This window comes from Clostridium acetobutylicum ATCC 824 (assembly GCF_000008765.1).
GTDB classification, from domain to species: Bacteria; Bacillota; Clostridia; order Clostridiales; family Clostridiaceae; genus Clostridium_S; species Clostridium_S acetobutylicum.
In genome coordinates this window covers 1,650,165-1,667,168 of the sequence record NC_003030.1, presented here as the reverse complement: position 1 = coordinate 1,667,168, position 17,004 = coordinate 1,650,165, and the positions used below count along the sequence as shown (strand labels likewise).

The 17,004-nt window shown below is 30.8% G+C and carries 19 protein-coding genes; 4 read left to right on the top strand and 15 right to left on the bottom strand.

Features of this window, described 5'->3' with window-relative positions; genetic code table 11:
- Positions 1-45: 45 nt before the first annotated feature.
- Positions 46-897: a methyl-accepting chemotaxis protein gene (locus tag CA_RS20335; RefSeq protein WP_010964832.1), complete on the bottom strand. Its 852-nt coding sequence runs from the start codon at positions 895-897 to the stop codon at positions 46-48.
- 169 nt (positions 898-1,066) lie between these two features.
- The gene (locus CA_RS07950; protein WP_010964831.1) at positions 1,067-1,933 is read right to left on the bottom strand and encodes an ROK family protein; all 867 of its coding nucleotides are present in this window, start codon (positions 1,931-1,933) and stop codon (positions 1,067-1,069) included.
- A 213-nt stretch (positions 1,934-2,146) separates the two neighbouring features.
- Here CA_RS07950 and CA_RS07945 point away from each other — a divergent pair, with 213 nt between their 5' ends.
- From CA_RS07945 to CA_RS07935, 3 genes are all read left to right on the top strand, one after another.
- A complete protein-coding gene (locus CA_RS07945) occupies positions 2,147-2,347 on the top strand; it encodes an alpha/beta-type small acid-soluble spore protein (protein ID WP_010964830.1) in 201 nt (66 codons plus the stop codon).
- A gap of 118 nt (positions 2,348-2,465) precedes the next feature.
- Positions 2,466-3,194 carry a YetF domain-containing protein gene (locus CA_RS07940; protein ID WP_010964829.1) on the top strand — a complete coding sequence of 243 codons (729 nt, stop codon included), beginning with the start codon at positions 2,466-2,468 and terminating at the stop codon, positions 3,192-3,194.
- 12 nt (positions 3,195-3,206) lie between these two features.
- Positions 3,207-3,572: a DUF4363 family protein gene (locus tag CA_RS07935; protein WP_010964828.1), complete on the top strand. Its 366-nt coding sequence runs from the start codon at positions 3,207-3,209 to the stop codon at positions 3,570-3,572.
- Positions 3,573-3,640: 68 nt separating this feature from the next.
- Here the strand turns inward: CA_RS07935 and CA_RS07930 are convergent, their stop codons facing one another.
- The 11 genes from CA_RS07930 to CA_RS07880 form a co-directional block, all read right to left on the bottom strand.
- On the bottom strand, positions 3,641-5,599 hold the full coding sequence (locus CA_RS07930; RefSeq protein ID WP_010964827.1) for an ABC transporter permease: 1,959 nt from the start codon (positions 5,597-5,599) through the stop codon (positions 3,641-3,643).
- Complete coding sequence (locus tag CA_RS07925) at positions 5,586-6,353, bottom strand: ABC transporter ATP-binding protein (protein WP_010964826.1); 768 nt, start codon at positions 6,351-6,353, stop codon at positions 5,586-5,588. Before CA_RS07925 ends, CA_RS07930 begins: the two co-directional genes overlap by 14 nt.
- A gap of 112 nt (positions 6,354-6,465) precedes the next feature.
- A complete protein-coding gene (locus CA_RS07920; protein ID WP_010964825.1) occupies positions 6,466-7,515 on the bottom strand; it encodes a sensor histidine kinase in 1,050 nt (349 codons plus the stop codon).
- 13 nt (positions 7,516-7,528) lie between these two features.
- Positions 7,529-8,218: a response regulator transcription factor gene (locus CA_RS07915; protein WP_010964824.1), complete on the bottom strand. Its 690-nt coding sequence runs from the start codon at positions 8,216-8,218 to the stop codon at positions 7,529-7,531.
- A gap of 84 nt (positions 8,219-8,302) precedes the next feature.
- Positions 8,303-9,265 carry a sulfite reductase subunit C gene (gene asrC, locus CA_RS07910; protein WP_010964823.1) on the bottom strand — a complete coding sequence of 321 codons (963 nt, stop codon included), beginning with the start codon at positions 9,263-9,265 and terminating at the stop codon, positions 8,303-8,305.
- An 11-nt stretch (positions 9,266-9,276) separates the two neighbouring features.
- Entirely contained in the window at positions 9,277-10,071 is a 795-nt protein-coding gene (asrB, locus tag CA_RS07905) for an anaerobic sulfite reductase subunit AsrB (protein WP_010964822.1), read from the bottom strand.
- A complete protein-coding gene (gene asrA / locus CA_RS07900) occupies positions 10,064-11,080 on the bottom strand; it encodes an anaerobic sulfite reductase subunit AsrA (RefSeq protein WP_010964821.1) in 1,017 nt (338 codons plus the stop codon). Before asrA ends, asrB begins: the two co-directional genes overlap by 8 nt.
- A 2-nt stretch (positions 11,081-11,082) precedes the next feature.
- Positions 11,083-11,853: a formate/nitrite transporter family protein gene (locus CA_RS07895; protein WP_010964820.1), complete on the bottom strand. Its 771-nt coding sequence runs from the start codon at positions 11,851-11,853 to the stop codon at positions 11,083-11,085.
- 70 nt (positions 11,854-11,923) lie between these two features.
- The gene (locus CA_RS07890; protein WP_010964819.1) at positions 11,924-12,610 is read right to left on the bottom strand and encodes a Crp/Fnr family transcriptional regulator; all 687 of its coding nucleotides are present in this window, start codon (positions 12,608-12,610) and stop codon (positions 11,924-11,926) included.
- Positions 12,611-12,720: 110 nt separating this feature from the next.
- Positions 12,721-13,671 carry a hypothetical protein gene (locus CA_RS07885; RefSeq protein WP_010964818.1) on the bottom strand — a complete coding sequence of 317 codons (951 nt, stop codon included), beginning with the start codon at positions 13,669-13,671 and terminating at the stop codon, positions 12,721-12,723.
- Positions 13,664-14,218: an ECF subfamily RNA polymerase sigma factor, BldN family gene (locus CA_RS07880; RefSeq protein ID WP_010964817.1), complete on the bottom strand. Its 555-nt coding sequence runs from the start codon at positions 14,216-14,218 to the stop codon at positions 13,664-13,666. The genes CA_RS07885 and CA_RS07880 overlap by 8 nt, the downstream gene beginning before the upstream one ends.
- Before the next feature lie 157 nt (positions 14,219-14,375).
- Here CA_RS07880 and CA_RS07875 point away from each other — a divergent pair, with 157 nt between their 5' ends.
- Positions 14,376-14,867 carry a hypothetical protein gene (locus CA_RS07875; RefSeq protein WP_010964816.1) on the top strand — a complete coding sequence of 164 codons (492 nt, stop codon included), beginning with the start codon at positions 14,376-14,378 and terminating at the stop codon, positions 14,865-14,867.
- 55 nt (positions 14,868-14,922) lie between these two features.
- Here the strand turns inward: CA_RS07875 and CA_RS07870 are convergent, their stop codons facing one another.
- The gene (locus tag CA_RS07870; protein ID WP_010964815.1) at positions 14,923-16,344 is read right to left on the bottom strand and encodes a HAMP domain-containing sensor histidine kinase; all 1,422 of its coding nucleotides are present in this window, start codon (positions 16,342-16,344) and stop codon (positions 14,923-14,925) included.
- On the bottom strand, positions 16,345-16,998 hold the full coding sequence (locus tag CA_RS07865) for a response regulator transcription factor (protein WP_010964814.1): 654 nt from the start codon (positions 16,996-16,998) through the stop codon (positions 16,345-16,347).
- Positions 16,999-17,004: the final 6 nt, after the last annotated feature.

The following is a 17,004-nucleotide window of genomic DNA, read 5'->3' as shown; positions in this document are numbered from 1 at the left end:
TCTATAAATTTATTAGTTGAAAGAACATCTCCACATTTGTATATATTATTGAAACCTATCAATAAATTCATTTAGCTTGCTAATTTTTTCATTTATATTTTCAATGTTAGAATCAAGTTTCTGCATTGATCCAGCTTGTTCTTCACTAAATTCAGCAGTATTATTTACCACACTAGAAATACTCTCAACTGACGAATTCATATTATCTATAATTTTTTTAATATTAGCTGCTGACTCTTTACTTTGATTAGCAAGTTTCCTAACCTCAGAAGCTACAACTGAAAATCCTTTTCCATGCTCTCCCGCTCTTGAAGATTCTATTGCTGCATTAAGTCCCAATAAGTTTGTTTGATCTGCTATATTCTTTATAAGCTCTAATATTTCAGAGGTCTGTTTTACTGTATTTAAGGTTGCATTTACTATTTCAATAGCATCCTTTCCTGCCTGAGCGTTTTTCATTGATAATTGTGCCATATTAGATATGCTTTCTTTTACTTCTGACGTAGAATCAAGTATATCTCTTACATTATTTGTTAGAGTTTTAGTGGCATCAATATCTATGCCATCACCTATTGTTCCTATAATTTTTCCCTTTGAATTCTTTATCGGAGCTACCAATACCTTGATTTCTTTCCCTAAAACGTCAGCTGGAATTGATGATCTTACTGTCTTACCTGTTTTGATTGCTTCCTTTGCAGGTCCTACTGCTGGTGAACCTACTCTTAAATTCAAATCAAATCCCTTTGCAGGTCCGTATGCAAGATACTTCTCCTCATCAGTAAGTCCAAAGGCCATATCATCTCTAACGATTTTATTTAGGTAAGGAATTACTATTGCAAATGCCCTTAGTATTTCCTCATCACTTATATTCTCCATTAAAAATTCATTATTGTTCACAGCACATTTCCTCCTCATATACGCAATATATTTCTACATTATATTATCTTTTTCGACAACCAATGTTCATTACTTTACACAAATAATTAAATACACGCAGAACAAAAGGATTTTATTCTAGAATAGAATAAAATCCTTTTATAATATTATGATGTTATAGCCGCTTAAATTATACTAACTTTTTACTATCCATGGCCAATAATAAACATCCTGTAATTCCAGCATTATCCTTAAGAGCTGGTGGTACTATATATTCCTCTAAATTTGGCATAGCAACATAGTTTGCCATAAGTTTTTCTAGATGCTTTCTTATAAGAGGGAATAATTGAAGTTGTTTCATTACTCCTCCACCAAGCACAATACGTTCTGGGCTTAATGTCAAGGTATATGTCATAAGTCCCTGCGCAATGTAGTAAGCTTCCATTTCCCAAACCTCATTTTTATCTGTTAAATCATATGCTTTCTTACCCCATCTAGCTTCTATAGCTGGACCTGCTGCCATACCTTCCAAACAATCCTTATGAAATGGGCATTTTCCTTCATAGGTATCCTTTTCATGTCTTCTAACTAAAATATGACCCATTTCTGGATGTCCATATCCTTCAAGAAGCTTTCCCTTAACTACTGCTCCTCCTCCAATACCTGTTCCGACAGTTAAGTAAACACAACTTTCTAAATTAACTGCTGCACCTTTTTTTAGCTCTCCAAGTGCTGCGGCATTTACATCTGTAGTCCAACCAATTGGAATATTGTATCTATTTTTTACAGCTCCAACAAAATCATAATTAGCCCATCCCTGTTTAGGAGTATTAGTTATATATCCATATGTTTTTGATTTCTTATTTACATCAATTGGTCCAAAAGATCCTATACCAATAGCTTCTAATTTAAACTTATCAAAAAACTTAAATACCAAAGTCATGGTTTCTTCTGGAATCGTTGTCTTTATGCTTTCTCTTTCTATGATATTTAAATTTTCATCACTTACTGCACAGACAAATTTTGTTCCACCAGCCTCAATTGCTCCATACATCATTATATCAATTCCTTCTTTCATAAATTGTTACTTTTTTCACATCTTAAATTATCATGTAATTCTTTCTGTGTCAATATACAAGAATACTATAAAACTTACATTATATACACCAAAACAAACGACTTGAGGATCTTCTAAATAAATTTACATGCATATCTTTATATAAAAATACAAAACTAATAAAGAACTCTATTATACTAGGAGGTGTAATCTATGAGTAGACGTCCATTAGTGCCAGAAGCAAAAGAAGGCTTAAAAAAATTAAGAGAAGAGTATGCTGAAGAAATAGGTGCTGGCTTTGAAAAAAAGAATGCTGGTCCTGAAAAGTTAAGCGGATTTATTGGAGGCCCTGTTGGTGGTCTAATGACAAAAAAAATGATTGAATCTGTTGAAAAAAAGATGTCTGATAAATAATTTGTGTTATAAATCTATTATTTTTAGTCAAATGATATCCTAGTGAAATAACAAAATATCATTTGACTAACAAATAAACTGTAAAATTCATTTATACAAGTATTAAGGAGGAAACAACTTGAATGAAGGTTTAGTAGTAATTGTTCGTTCTATAATAGGGTTCTTTACTATGCTTATTTTCGCTAAAATATTAGGTAAACAGCAAATAAGTCAGCTTACGTTCTTTGACTACATACTGGGTATAACCATAGGTTCAATAGCTGCAACTCTAACTACAGATTTATCCAGCAGAGCATGGCCTCATTGGGTAGGTCTATTAACATGGGCTCTTCTTGGGTACCTTATGGAGTATATTAGTACAAAATGGAGGTATGCAGGAAAATATCTAGAAGGTGAGCCTACAATTGTAATTATGAAAGGTAAAATAATGGAAGATGCTATGAAAAAAATGAACTTTAGAGCAACAGACATTATGGAATTATTAAGAGATAAAGATGTATTTGATTTAAACGAAGTTGATTTTGCAATAATTGAACCTAACGGAAAGCTCTCTGTACTAAAAAAACCAGAACTTCAGCCAGTGACCTGTAATGATATGAACATTACGAAAAACGAAATGGGAATAAGCACAGAACTTATTTATGATGGAATTCTTATTGAAGAAAACTTAAGACAACTTAATAAAACTAAGGATTGGCTTTTTAAAGTACTTGAAAGCCGAGGAATAAAAAACGTTTCCGAAGTATTCCTTGCAACCTTAAACCCTGGAGGCAGTTTATATATAGATTTATATAAAGATCATATAAAAAAGGTGCTTGATATCGGTGACTATAAAGGCCCTTACTAAGGAGGATTTTTTATGAGAAGATTTTTTGTATACTTTATTCCCACAGCCTTATTATTTTTGTTTATATTTATTATGCTTAGTGGAAATTTACTTAAGAATCCAATTGGCAAAGAAACCAGCATTCCAAAATCTATTGGAATCATTGTAAGCGATATAAACTCCAATAAATGGGTAAAAGCTTACAATGAAACTGAAAAGTTATCAAATACATGGCAAAAGATAGTAGCTAGAGTTCAATTTAGTTCTGAGAGAGATGAAATAAATGCCTTTAGCGTAAATTTATCTCGCCTGCGTGGAGCTATATTATCTAAAGACAAATCAGCTTCTTTCATGGAATTAAATGAAGCCTATGAACACTGGGACGAACTAGGCAAGTAATCCTAGAGAGACTAATATAGGCAGGACTATCATAAAAACGATTTTCCTGCCTATTTTAAAATATATATTTATGTCCAACTGTTTATTTGGCGAGTATACATATACCTTGCAAAGTTAAAATATATTATTTGAAGAAGTAAATAAATCCCTACTATAAGCATTAAGTAATTGTTAAGGCTTGTTCCTAAAATATTACTTAATGCCTTTATTGCAAAGAATGTATGCAAGAATGCTATTATAAAAGGCAAAAAGAACATTATAAAGCATTGTCTACTAAGAATTTTTCCTACCTCTTCTATTGACACTCCCATCTTTTTAAGAGCTATAAATTCTCCTCTATCCTTCTGAATTTCGCTAAACATTTTAAAATAAAGTATACTTCCTGTTGCTATAAAAAACAATACTGAAATAAACGTTCCTATAAAAAAGAAAATAGCCATGCTTTTCATACTTGTAGAGAAATTTGTTATCCTTTCTGTGAACCTTTCTCTCATTTCTTTAGGAACTTGTGCCTTCAAACTTTTAATAACTTTTTCAGATTTTCTCCAATCCTTTATGTTGTAACCGTAATATACACAGAGTTTATCATTATTTAATTTATCCTTAAGTGCTCTAAAGTCCCCATCATTTATTATAATCGTATTGGTACTTAATAAATCCTCATTTATTATTCCTCCCCCTATCTCCTTTTTAAGTTTATATTTTATATTTTTGCCGTAAATCTTTAAACTTAAGAAGCTGTTATCTTCAAAGGTTTTTTCATTTTCTTTTCCATCAAAGTTATACGAACGAACCACTGCTTCATTAGTTTTAACATCAATAAGATCTTTATTTTCCTCGCCTGCTAGCTTATTGTAGTCACTGTTTTTCATAATGTAAAAATCTTTTTTATTTTTATTTCCGTAGCGTGAAACCTCAGTTTTAAACACATCATCACTATTTGCCTTTATAAGAATAATTTTATTTTTGTTTTCAACCTTGTTACCACTATTTTTTAACTGCTTTTCAACCTTGGCAGGTGATATTATTTCATGAGAAGACAGACCATTTTCAATAAAGCCTATGTCCTGTGGATAATTTAAAAGCATTTCCTTTTCAATGGTTTTCTGAAAAGAGTAGACACTTGCTGATGCCGTAAGTGTTACAGCTGAAAGTATTGAAACCGTAAAAAGTATTTTTGCATTATCTCTTAATTTATATATTATTTGAGCTAAGGTTATCATATTTGTTCCTCTATAAAAAACCCTTTTATTATTTTGAAGTTTATTTGTAAGGTACACGCTAAATTGAGAATAAAGAAGATAAGTTCCTGCTATTGTAACTCCTAAAATAATAAACATAGTAACTATTATCATTTGATATGACACTAATGCCATAACATACCCCGATAAAATAAGAATTATGGCCAATATTGCTTTCTTTTTTGAGAACTTAGGTACAGGTTTAGCTTTTCTTTCTCCCTTTAAAAGCTCTATAATATTGTTACTCTTGATTTTATAGCTTACAAAAAATTCAGTTCCCTGAAACAATATCAAAAAACATAAAATAGTAATTCCTACTGCCTTAAAGGATAATACTATTGGAAGCTCTGAATTTAAAAGTAAAATTACTGAAACTGCCATAAAAAATAATTTTGAGAACAACATTCCAAGTAAAACTCCCGTTAGTATTGAAAGCATAGCTACAATAAGATTTTCAGCCATAACATATCTTCTTATTTCACTTTTTGTCAAACCAAACATAGATAAAAGTCCAAACTCTTTTTCTCTTGATTTCAAAAAACTCGAAGTAGAGTAATTTGTAAAAACTAAAGTAAAAATAAGTATTACAATTTCACAGCCATACATTATCTCTGTAGTAACAGCTCCCATTTGTCCCATAGTTTTTATACTCTTTACATTAGGATTAAGAATAAAATTTGCAAATATGAAAAACACCATAACTACAAAGGCATTACTTAAATAGTACATTATAAACTTATTTAAATTTCCCTTTATATTTTTTAAAACAAGGCTATATAAGGTCATTTTGTCTTCCCCCTATTACAGTAAGTGCATCCATAATTTCTTTAAAGAAAACTCCCCTATTGCTGCCTTTTACAATCTCCAAAAAATGTTTTCCATCTTTAATCATTACAATTCTTTTACAAAAGCTTGCTGCAAAAGGATCATGAGTAACCATCATAATTGTGGTCTTCTTTTCGTTATTCAAATTTTCTAAAGCTTCCATCACATCTTGAGATGCCTTTGAGTCAAGATTTCCTGTAGGCTCATCTGCCAATATTAGGGTAGGATTGTGAATTAAAGCCCTTGCACAAGCCGCCCTTTGCTGCTGTCCTCCTGAGGTTTCATATGGCCTTTTTTCTAATATTCCTTTAATATTTAATATTTCTGAAATGCTGTTAAGTCTTTCTTCTATTTCCTTAACCCTAGTTCTTTCTAACACTAATGGAAGTATTATATTTTCCTTTATTGATAAAGAATCTAAGAGATTAAAATCCTGAAATATAAATCCAAGCTCCTTTCTTCTAAACAAAGCCGCTTTCTTTTCATCAAGTTCTGCTAAATTAACTCCATTTATAAAAAGTTCTCCTGAAGAGGGCGTATCTATTGTGGCTAAAATATTTAAGAGAGTACTCTTTCCACTACCCGACGGTCCCATCACTCCTACAAACTCACCTTTTTCAACCTTTATACTAAACTTATCCAGTGCCCTTACCTTAAGTCCTCCTCTCTTATCTCCATAAACCTTAGTTATATTTTCAGCCTTTAATACAGACATGTTATCCTTCCTTTCTAAGTACAAACTTTACATATACATTATAAAAAAAATAGAGAAATCAATGTATCGATTTCCCTTTCAAATATAAATTTAAACTTACAATATTGAAAGCTTACAACTTAAATATATTTTTACCCTTATAAAACACAATAGAAAATGAAGCTCCCTTTATTTCATTTGTTTCGGCAAAAATCTGGTGTCCGAGAGCATCACATATTTTCTTTGAAAGATACATTCCCATACCTGTAGATTCATCCGTCTTCCTTCCGTTCTTTCCAGTAAAAAAGGCATTAAAAACCCTTGTTAAATCCTCTTTAGGTATTCCTATACCTTCGTCTGCTATTTTCAATGTACTTCTTGAAGCCTCTTCTTTTATCTCAAAGGTTATATGCTTATCTCCTTTTTCTTCTTTTGAATATTTTATAGCATTTATAACTATTTGATTTATAACAAACTTAATCCATTTTCTATCTGTTTCAACTACAACATTTTCTTTTTCAATTATCCTAGGAAATATATGATGTCTTATAAGCGATTTTTTGTTGTTATTAATAACCTGCCTTAAGACTGAAGCTATACTAAGTTCTTCCACACTAAAATCAAAATTAAATTCATTTAACCTAGCATTGTAAAGCATCATATCTATTCCATGCTGAAGCTTCTCATTTTCTTCGGATATGCTTTCAAACACAGCCCTATTATCCTCATTAATTTCATCTTGAAGTGTAAGATTAATAACTGACACAGGAGTTTTCATCTGGTGTACCCATTGATTCACAAAATATATGTATTCTTTATGCCGTTTTTCATACTTTACTGTCTTGTTTTCAGAAAGCCTATACAACTTAAGCAAAATTTTCCTAAACATTTCTTGTTCTAATGTACTGCCTCTTTCTATATTTAACATATAATCTAAATCTTCCTCTGATTTTAATATTAAATCTAACTGATTGTAAAATTTCTTATTCTTGTAGTAATCATACATTAAAAACACTATGAGAAAAATCGCAGAAATAAGAAAAGCATAAAGTATATTAATACCTGAAATGTAAACTCTATTTATTATGGAAGTTAAATTCATTATTAGAATAGCTAGAACAGTACTTAAACCATAGACTACTATATACGCCATCCTATCCTTAACAAAGGCTCTAAAATTCATTTTTTCACCTCTTTTACCAATTTACATTTATTTTATATCCTTGCCCTCTTTTAGTCTCAATGGCATTGTAAATTCCTATGCTTTCTAATCTTTTTCTAACTCTAGTCATGTTAACCGACAAGGTATTATCATCAACAAAATCCACATCATTCCATAAAATATCAAGCAAAGTTTCCCTCGAAACAATCTTATCTGCGTTTTTTATAAGAGAATACAAAAGTTGAAACTCTTTTTTGCTGAGCTCTATCTTTTTGTCCTCATACTCAATCATACTTTGATTTATATATAAGAATAGTCCTTTTGCCTCAAAAACCTCATTATTCACATTGTTTGAATAGCTCCCATAAACTCTTCTTAAAACTCCTTTTATTTTTGCCATAAGCACATCGTAAGAGAAAGGCTTGGTTATATAATCATCCGCACCATTTTCTATAGCCATAACTTGATCCATATCAGAATCTCTAGCAGATATGAATATTATTGGAACCTTTGAGATTGTTCTTATATCCCTGCACCAATAAAAACCATCATACACTGGTAAATTTACATCCATCAAAATAAGCTCAGGCTTCTCTAATACAAACTCGCTTCTTACATTAGAAAAATCTTTTATAGAAAATGTCCTATATCCATATCTTTCAAGATGATTTTTTATAAGTTCATTTAGCTTTTTATCATCTTCAATTATCATTATACTGTACATTTTACACACCTCTAATCATAATTGTATCATAAATAAATAAAAGAACATAAAAGCCTTTTCTAACTCTTATGTTCTTATATATAATTAGTACTTTATACCGTTCCAATAAATTGGTGTATAAACCTCTGCTATGCTAGGCAGCTTAACATCCTTAAGTGCCCACTTTTTAAATTCCTCAAAACCAGTACGATCTACTATATAGCCTATGTGCTCTTTTCCTCCTGGAGCGTTAGGATCAATGTACTTAGTTACATAATCATAGGTATTTAGAATAATTTTTATAATGCTGTCTTCGTCTACCCACTTTATAAAATCTTCTCCTAAACGAGGATTTTTCTTTCCTGTTCTTCCAAGAAGAGTTAACCTATAATATGTCTTTTCACTTCTAGTCCATGCTCCTGTAGGGCATTTTAAAACGCATTCTCCACACCCAATACATTTTTCACCTCTTCTAACTACTTTATAGTTAACCGCACTTAACGCTCCTACAGATTTCTTTTTACATACCTTAACACAAGCTCCACAGCTAACACATGTATCACTTTCATAGTGTGGTTCAGTCATACCCATAATGCCAAAATCATGCATTCTAACCTTTGCGCAGTCATTAGGACATCCCGTTAATGCAATTTTGAAATGTAAATCATGGGGAAATACAGCTTTCTCTATCCTTTGTGCAAAAGAAGTGGTATCATAACATCCATATGGGCATACACGATTTCCCACACAGGCTGTAATGTTTCTTGTTCCTGAAGCACTATAACCTTGAAGTGCAGTTTCTTGATTGATATTTAGTCCCTCTATAATTGGCTGCAAAAGTTCATTTACCTTAGGCATGTCTTCAAACTTAATTCCCGGAATTTCAAAGCCTTGACGGCTAGTTATATGAACAGAACCGTCTCCATAATTCTCTGCTATATTTTGAATCATAGAAAGAAATTTAGCTTCTAAATGTCCTCCTGGCACACGTATTCTAGAAGCTGTAATACCTCTTCTTTTGGTAACACGGAAGGCATTCTTCTTTAAATTCTTTGTGTTAATATCCATTGCTCTTCCTCCTAATCAATTAAATTTTTGCCCTTTGTGAAATTAAACACAGGCCCATCTAAACAAACATATACATCATCAATCTTACAATGACCACATTTTCCTATTCCACAGCACATCTTTCTTTCCTGTGAAATCCACATATTTTCTTCTTTGAAGCCTACATCTAAAAGACCTTGAGTACTAAATCTCATCATTGCTGGAGGTCCAACAACTATAGCAGATGCTTCCTTTACATTCTGTAATTTTAACTCTGGAATATATTTAGTAACTAATCCTTCTTTAAAATTAGAATCGCCTTCAGCTGAATCAACAGTTAAAATAATGTTGATATTATTCTTCCATTCTTTAAAATCCTCTGAAAATAGGATATCCTTTGGAGTTTTAAAGCCTGCTATAAGAGTTACACTCTTGGCTTCTTTACTATTTTTAGCGAAATACTCCACGACACCTCTTACTGGAGAAACACCAGTACCTCCTGCCACTATCACTATTTCTTTGTCTTTATAATTTTCTACATCAAACCCATTCCCGTAAGGTCCTCTTAAAAACAGTTTGTCTCCAACGTAACGTTCAAAAACCTCATTTGTAACCTTACCAACACGTCTTATAGTAAGATCCACTGTATTTTCTCCAACCCCGCTTACTGAAATAGGAGCTTCACCATATTTAGGTATAGAAACTTCAAAAAACTGTCCTGGCTTAACAACCCCATCATAGCTCATGCGAAAAGTATATTCTATATTGGTATGCTTTATTACTTCCTTAATTTCTGAAAGAAAAGGTACATATTCATTTTTACTCATTGTCCTCTACCTCCTTAATAGCACCTTTTAACTTGTTGATGCAATTAGAAAATGAAATATATTCAGGACAAATATCATCACATCTTCCACAGCCTACACACATATGGTATCCATTTCTCTTCTTATAGTCATAAACCTTATGCATTACTTTAAATCTCATTCTTTGTCCATTTTTGCTTCGATAGCTTCCTCCACCTGCAACATTTGTAAAGCCATCTACCATGCAAGATGCCCAAACTCTTCTTCTCTCTCCAGCCTTTCCATTATCAGTATAAAAAATATCCTGCATTGAAAAGCATGTACAAGTTGGACAGACAAAATTACAGCGTCCACAGTTAATACATCGGCTGTCATATTCATCCCACATCTTGGATTTAAATATTTTAGTAGTAATTCCCTCTGGTACTTTTACCTTTGTTTTATTTTCCATTACAAAGGACGGTTTAACTTCAAGCTCCTCTAAACTTACTTCTTTTAAAAACTCTTTCCATTTTTCTTCCTTATTATCTATATAAAAATGTTCTTCCCTTAGTTCCACACTCGCATCATACATATCAGCTTGATTAGTCCCCATAGAAACACAAAAACAGTTTTCAAAAGATGTTTTACATGGCATTAAAACAAACTTTACCTTTTCACGTATGCGCTTATAGTAATGATCTTCAAAGCCATTTTTTAAATATATCTGATCTAAGCGCTTTACTGCATTAATATCGCAACTTCTTAAAAAGATAATTGCTCCCTTCTTAGGTCCTTCTGCTTCTTTTACACTATCCTCAGTAAAGAAAAATAAAGTTTCCGAAATAGGTAATAATATTTCTTTGAATGAAAAATCAGACTTTACATCAAACTCTATTTCCTCTACATTATTTATTTTGTCATATCTAACCCTATCTGTATCAGAAAAGGCACCTTTACCTATTAAACGTTTGGGTGCATATATAAGATAATCTTCCTTTAACTTATGGAACAAAGTATTTAAATTTTCTCTCGTCAAACGATAACCCATAATTATACTCCTTTCTTCTGCCTTGAAATAATAAAATACGGAAGTGCTACAAATAAAATACCTCCAACCATATTTCCTAGACTAACAATACTTATATTATAAAAGTATCCTCCCAAGCTAACAGCTGCTTTGTGAGGAGCTAGTAGTCCCAATGTTAGCAGCGTCATATTTGCTACACTATGTTCAAATCCACAGGTAATAAATGCAAATAGACACCAAAAAATCATTATGAGTTTGCCACTTTCAGATTTACACTTAAAGCCACACCATACTGCCAAACAAACTAAAATATTACATAGTATTCCTCTAAAAAATAAAGGAAGTATAGCAGTATTCATTTTAGATGCCGCAGCCGCTGCGATAAATTTACTTGTGGATCCATTTAACAATCCTGAGGCATAAAACATCACAGCTAATAAAATAGCCCCTATCCAATTTCCAATAAAACAAACAATCCATAATTTTATTGCTTTAGAAAGCTTAATAGTTTTTGATAACATTCCTGCTGTCATAACCATATTATTTCCTGTAAAAAGTTCTGAACCTGCTAGTATAACTAAGCTCAATGCAATTCCAAATGAAGCACCCATGACAATCTTACTAAAAGCCATTCCTTTAAGCATACCGCCAATTGTAAAAATTAATAAAACTCCAAAGCCTACATACATTCCTGCCAGCATAGATGCTAAAAAATATCCAATAAAATTTTTCTGCAAAAAACTAGTTTTAGCTTTTGCAGCCTTAGATACTGTTTGAAAATCATCTTCGAACACTTTAAAACCCCCTTTTTTCATTTCTTGTTAAAAATATAACAAAAAATAAAAAAAGTTACCGTGATTTTTATCACGGCGCTTTAAAATAATTCTTGATTTTTTCACGATTTGGTATGATAAATTCATTTTTCTTTAGAATAACCAAATTTTTTTCTGTTAAAAGCTTCAGCTGTCTAGATACAGTTTCTCTTTTAGATCCTAACATATCTGCTAAGTATGTAATGCTAAGTTCCATATTAATTTTAGTTCCTTCTTTTACTTTAATACCATAATCTCCTGATAGCTTCCATAGTTTAGCTGCAATTTTTTTATCTCCTCTTATTGAATTGGTGGTATTTTTAAGCTGACGATACAACCTTCTAATTTTAATCGCCATAGAATTCATAACCGCTTTTGTTAACTCAAAATCTTTCTCCATAACCTTTATAAGTTTATTCTTTGAAAAGCATAATATCAAAGCATCCTCAAGTACTTCACAATTCACAGAGGCAAACATCTCTTGAAATATAACTTCATTGAGCATTTTTCCTTTACCAAATACGAATATAACCTTTTTTTCTCCTACGCTATTAATTTTATATAATGCAGCCAATCCCTCAATTACAATGTATATAACTGATACCTGATCCTTATCTCTAAAAATATGCTCCCCTTTTTTTATCCTCTTAAGGCTTCCGTAATTCTCCAAAAGCTTTAATGTATCTAAACTTACATTTTGAAGAACCTCAACTTCTTTAAATGCCTCTTTTAACTCCATACTAGACTCCTTTTGTTTCTATTAAAATATTAACTTATTACAATTTAACATTATAATAAAAAAATTTAAAGCCCATATTCAATAGAATATAGGCTTTTATATTAAAATATTTACTTAATAGATTCTGCTATTTTTTCAAGCTCATTTACGGATATCCCCTTTAATATCAAGCTATAAAGAGATTTATTATACTCCCAATCAATAGATTCATTACCAGAAAGCACCGCATCAACATTATTTATTTTTATTTTTTTAATATCGTCCTCACCTCCCATTGTATATTTGGTTTCTTCACAAGACAAACGTTCTTGAAGAAACATTACATTTGGATTTTTAGGATTTTTAAAATACATTGTAATGTACTTATTGTTATTAAAGTTTCCATTTTTGTCTTTATATAGTTTTGCATAATCAAATTTATAGCCCGAAGGTAAATATGACGGAAGTATAACCTTAAAACAAGTGTATTTATTTACATCATTTACATTAGTAATTGTATACGTTTGTGCCTCTCTCTCCTTAACTGTTACTATTTTTCCATTAGTAAAATCAGAAATTTTTTCTCCATTCTTTGTATAGAGGTCTTTGCAATTTTCTTTTGTAATTTTAGTTACAACCTTACCATTTTTATCGAAAATTTTCCCTTTTAAATTCTCTGGCACTTCTTTACTTTTATTACCTTTTCCAACTTGAACCTTAACTGCGTTTATTCTGCCAATTGATATTTGTTTTAATATTTTATCTGATAAATCCTTTGCAAAAGAGGTTTGCATAAAAGCTGCTCCAGCTACCACAAAAGCTACAGATGCAGCTGCTACCTTCATTAATATATCTGATTTTTTCATATTATTTTCTCCTTTTTTCTTATTGATATTTTTCAAACACTTTTCATATATATAATCTTTATTTATCTTCTTACTGAAATCTTTATTAGCTAAAATTTTACCAAACTTAAAAAGTTCATCGTACTCTTCATCTTTATAATTATCAATTTTCTCTAAGCCATCAATATAGTCCTCAATATCTGATGAAAACTTATTTTCTATATCTTTTTTATTCATCTATATATCCCTCTCTTTCCATTTGGCTTTTTAATTTCTTTATTGTTCGAAACAAAATTATCCCAACATTGTTGCTCTTAATGCCTAGTAGCTCCGATATTTCTTTGTTTTTTAAGTTTGCACCAAATTTAAGGGCTATAATATGTCTTTCTTTTTTACTTAAAATCTTTAGTGCTTTTAAAAGCTTGTAATTAGCCTCTTCTTTTAAAATGGCCTCTTCCGGATTAGGCTCATTGGATAGCAATTCTTTAAAAACGTCAAGTGAAAATAAAGTATGTCTTTTTAGCCCTCTAAAATAATCATTTAACACATTTCTAGCAATGGTAAAAAGCCATACCTCAAAGGAAGACTTTTTCTCGGAATAAGAATCAATTTTTAACATAACTTTTTCAAAAATCTTACTCATTAAGTCCTCTGCAGTATACTGACAATTAACCCTGTAGTATATATAGTTATAGACTCTCTTAGAGTAAGTTTCAAAAATATAAGAAAACGCTCTTTCTCTATCCTCCATTTTATCTAAATTACTTAATATAGACTGTTCCATATTTTTATAAGCCTTCCTTCTTTTTACTTAGCTAAGTATTTTCACATGTTAATACGCTTAACTTTATATTTCATTACATGAATTTGAAATTTTATATTATCTTAACTGATAAATGCATAAAATACATAATAGAAATTTATATAGGAAGTAATAATAAATGAAAAATTTCAACTCCTTCCATGGTATGGTTACAAACATTAGCGACTTTCACTCAGCCACTAATAATGAAGATACAGGCTGTTACAAACTTATGTCCGTAACAAACAGCTTTGGAAGTTTAGTTAATTTTGTGGCAGCACCAGACACTTACTTTATAGACCATGTAACAATACATCCCTACGATATGATAACAGGCTTTTATGATGCCAATGCACCCACTATCTTAATATTTCCTCCTCAATACAAAGCCCTTGTTGTTTCAATGGATGCGCCCGGCGAAAATGTAAAGGTAGACTATTTTAACAGTGAACTTATAAGCAGCGATAATACTTTAAAACTTAACCTTTCTTTGAGCACAGAAATAATTTTAGAAAATGATCAATTATTTACAGGAAATCTTAGAAACCGCTATTTAATTGTGATTTATGGTCCCTCTACTAAAAGCATACCAGCTCAAACTATTCCTTATAAAATTATTGTTATGTGTTAACTCCTATGAAAGAAGTAAAGCCGCAGCTATTTTGCCACGGCTTTTAGTTAGTTTTTTAAATTATCACTCTAACATTTGTACCTCTTTTAGGCTCACTATCTATATACAGCTTTCCCTTATGAAGCACAGCAATCTCATTACACAGTGCAAGTCCAATTCCTGCCCCGTTATTTGCTCTTTCTCTAGATTTGTCAACCATATAAAATGGTTCAATCACTTTTTGTACATCCTCCTTTGGTATACCAAAACCTGTATCTCTGACCTCAAGTATCAAATTTGAAGCACTACTTTTATAAGCATTGAAACATATTTCATCTCCACTTTTGGATGCCTTAATAGCATTATCAATTAAATTAGTAACAAGAATTGTAATAAGCTCTATATCCATTAAATGTGTAAATTTATCTGCTGAAATTTTAAGCTTAATATTTTTATCTTTAAGCTTATGAAGCATGGCCCTCTTAACCCTAAACACAAGAGTTTCTATACTTTCCTCTCGCATTTCAAATTTTTCTTTTCTTAAAATAGTTAACTGCATAAGCTTTGATGATAATTTTTGAAGCCTTTTTCCTTCATCATAAATGTAGTTTAATGAACTAAAAAGCGTTTTTTCATCATACTTTGCAGTTCTCAAAAAATCAGCATAACCTATTATAGAGGTTAAGGGTGTTCTTATTTCATGGGTTAAGTCATCTATAAATCTCTGCTTATCCTCTGAAGAAGTTTTAAGCTCCTTTATTTTATCTTCAATAACATCCGCCATATAATTAAAATTCTTGGACAATTGTCCTATTTCATCATTTCTAACTCCACTAACTCTTTCATTAAAATTTCCTTCTGCTATTTTTTGAGTTGATTTTATCATTACATTTATTGGTTTTACTATAAATTTACTTAATATTAACATTACTATAATCAAAATTATTATTATGAATATATTTAATTTTAAAAGAACATTCAATAGGTATTTTCTATTGTCATAAATCTTTGATACATCTTTAATATAACTAAATTTATAGTAACTATTGTCTAGTTTAAGTTTTGATACTATAAATAAGTATGTTTTTCCGTTTATATCACGCAATATGTACTTTAATTGATTCTTGTTTAAATCAAGCTCAGGTCTTTTTTTAGGTAATTTGTTAGACAAGTCATTAAAAACACTGTTTCCCTTTTCATCAATAACATCTATATAAACCTTTTGATCCTTAAAATCGCTCAAGTATGTATTTATAAACACATCCAATTCTTCTTTAGTTAAATTGTAACTAACATCGTACTTTCCCCTTTTAATCTTAAAAAAGGTGAGATTAGCTTGTATAAGAGAGGAAAATCTCTTCTCTTCGCTTATTCCTGAACTTATTTCATCCTGAAGATTTGATTTAAAACTACTATTTATTAAATATATGGAGGAAGGAACAAAAAACGCCTCAAACACAACAAGTGTACATATAAAAATTTTCTCCCAAAGCTTCATTTATTCCTCCAATCTATATCCCATTTTAAATATAGTTTTGACCTTGTCCTTCCAGTCTAATTTCTTTCTTATCTTTTGTATATAATTATCAATTGTTCTACAATCACCGAGGTAATCGTATCCCCAAAGCTCCTCAGCTATCCTTTCTCTAGTTAAAACTATATTTTTGTTTTTTATTAAATAGGCAGCTAGTTCAAATTCCTTAACGGTAAGATCAATAATTTGTCCATTTTTTTTAAGCCTCATTTCTTCTAATTGCACTTCTATATCTTCAAACTTTAGTGATTTTTCATTTTTATCGTAGTGTCTAAGTACATTATCAATTCTTGCCAAAAGCTCCATACCATCAAATGGCTTTGTAATATAATCATCAGCACCCATTCTAAGTCCACTAACCTTATCTGTGACAGAAGTCTTAGCTGTTAAAAAAATTACTGGTATACCTTTATACTTGATTTTTTGAAATAGACTAAAACCATCTATTTTAGGCAGCATTATGTCTAAAAGTATTAAATCAAAATTTCTACCTTCAATTAAGTCCAGTGCAGCTTCACCATTATACACAGCTTCACTTATATATCCCGCCATATTTAAATTTAACTTTATCAAATTTGAAATGGCTGCATCATCTTCGATAATTAGAATATTTATCAAAATGTT

Bases quoted from the DNA above. Each gene is read 5' to 3' on its own strand.
- CA_RS07915 (WP_010964824.1), bottom strand. From the start codon at position 8,218: ATGTACAGTATAATGATAATTGAAGATGATAAAAAGCTAAATGAACTT.
- asrC (WP_010964823.1), bottom strand. From the start codon at position 9,265: ATGGATATTAACACAAAGAATTTAAAGAAGAATGCCTTCCGTGTTACC.
- CA_RS07885 (WP_010964818.1), bottom strand. From the start codon at position 13,671: ATGAATAAAAAAGATATAGAAAATAAGTTTTCATCAGATATTGAGGAC.
- asrA (WP_010964821.1), bottom strand. From the start codon at position 11,080: ATGGGTTATCGTTTGACGAGAGAAAATTTAAATACTTTGTTCCATAAG.
- CA_RS07935 (WP_010964828.1), top strand. From the start codon at position 3,207: ATGAGAAGATTTTTTGTATACTTTATTCCCACAGCCTTATTATTTTTG.
- CA_RS07925 (WP_010964826.1), bottom strand. From the start codon at position 6,353: ATGTCTGTATTAAAGGCTGAAAATATAACTAAGGTTTATGGAGATAAG.
- CA_RS07945 (WP_010964830.1), top strand. From the start codon at position 2,147: ATGAGTAGACGTCCATTAGTGCCAGAAGCAAAAGAAGGCTTAAAAAAA.
- CA_RS07950 (WP_010964831.1), bottom strand. From the start codon at position 1,933: ATGATGTATGGAGCAATTGAGGCTGGTGGAACAAAATTTGTCTGTGCA.
- CA_RS07890 (WP_010964819.1), bottom strand. From the start codon at position 12,610: ATGGAGTTAAAAGAGGCATTTAAAGAAGTTGAGGTTCTTCAAAATGTA.
- asrB (WP_010964822.1), bottom strand. From the start codon at position 10,071: ATGAGTAAAAATGAATATGTACCTTTTCTTTCAGAAATTAAGGAAGTA.
- CA_RS07870 (WP_010964815.1), bottom strand. From the start codon at position 16,344: ATGAAGCTTTGGGAGAAAATTTTTATATGTACACTTGTTGTGTTTGAG.
- CA_RS07920 (WP_010964825.1), bottom strand. From the start codon at position 7,515: ATGAATTTTAGAGCCTTTGTTAAGGATAGGATGGCGTATATAGTAGTC.
- CA_RS07880 (WP_010964817.1), bottom strand. From the start codon at position 14,218: ATGGAACAGTCTATATTAAGTAATTTAGATAAAATGGAGGATAGAGAA.
- CA_RS07875 (WP_010964816.1), top strand. From the start codon at position 14,376: ATGAAAAATTTCAACTCCTTCCATGGTATGGTTACAAACATTAGCGAC.
- CA_RS07930 (WP_010964827.1), bottom strand. From the start codon at position 5,599: ATGACCTTATATAGCCTTGTTTTAAAAAATATAAAGGGAAATTTAAAT.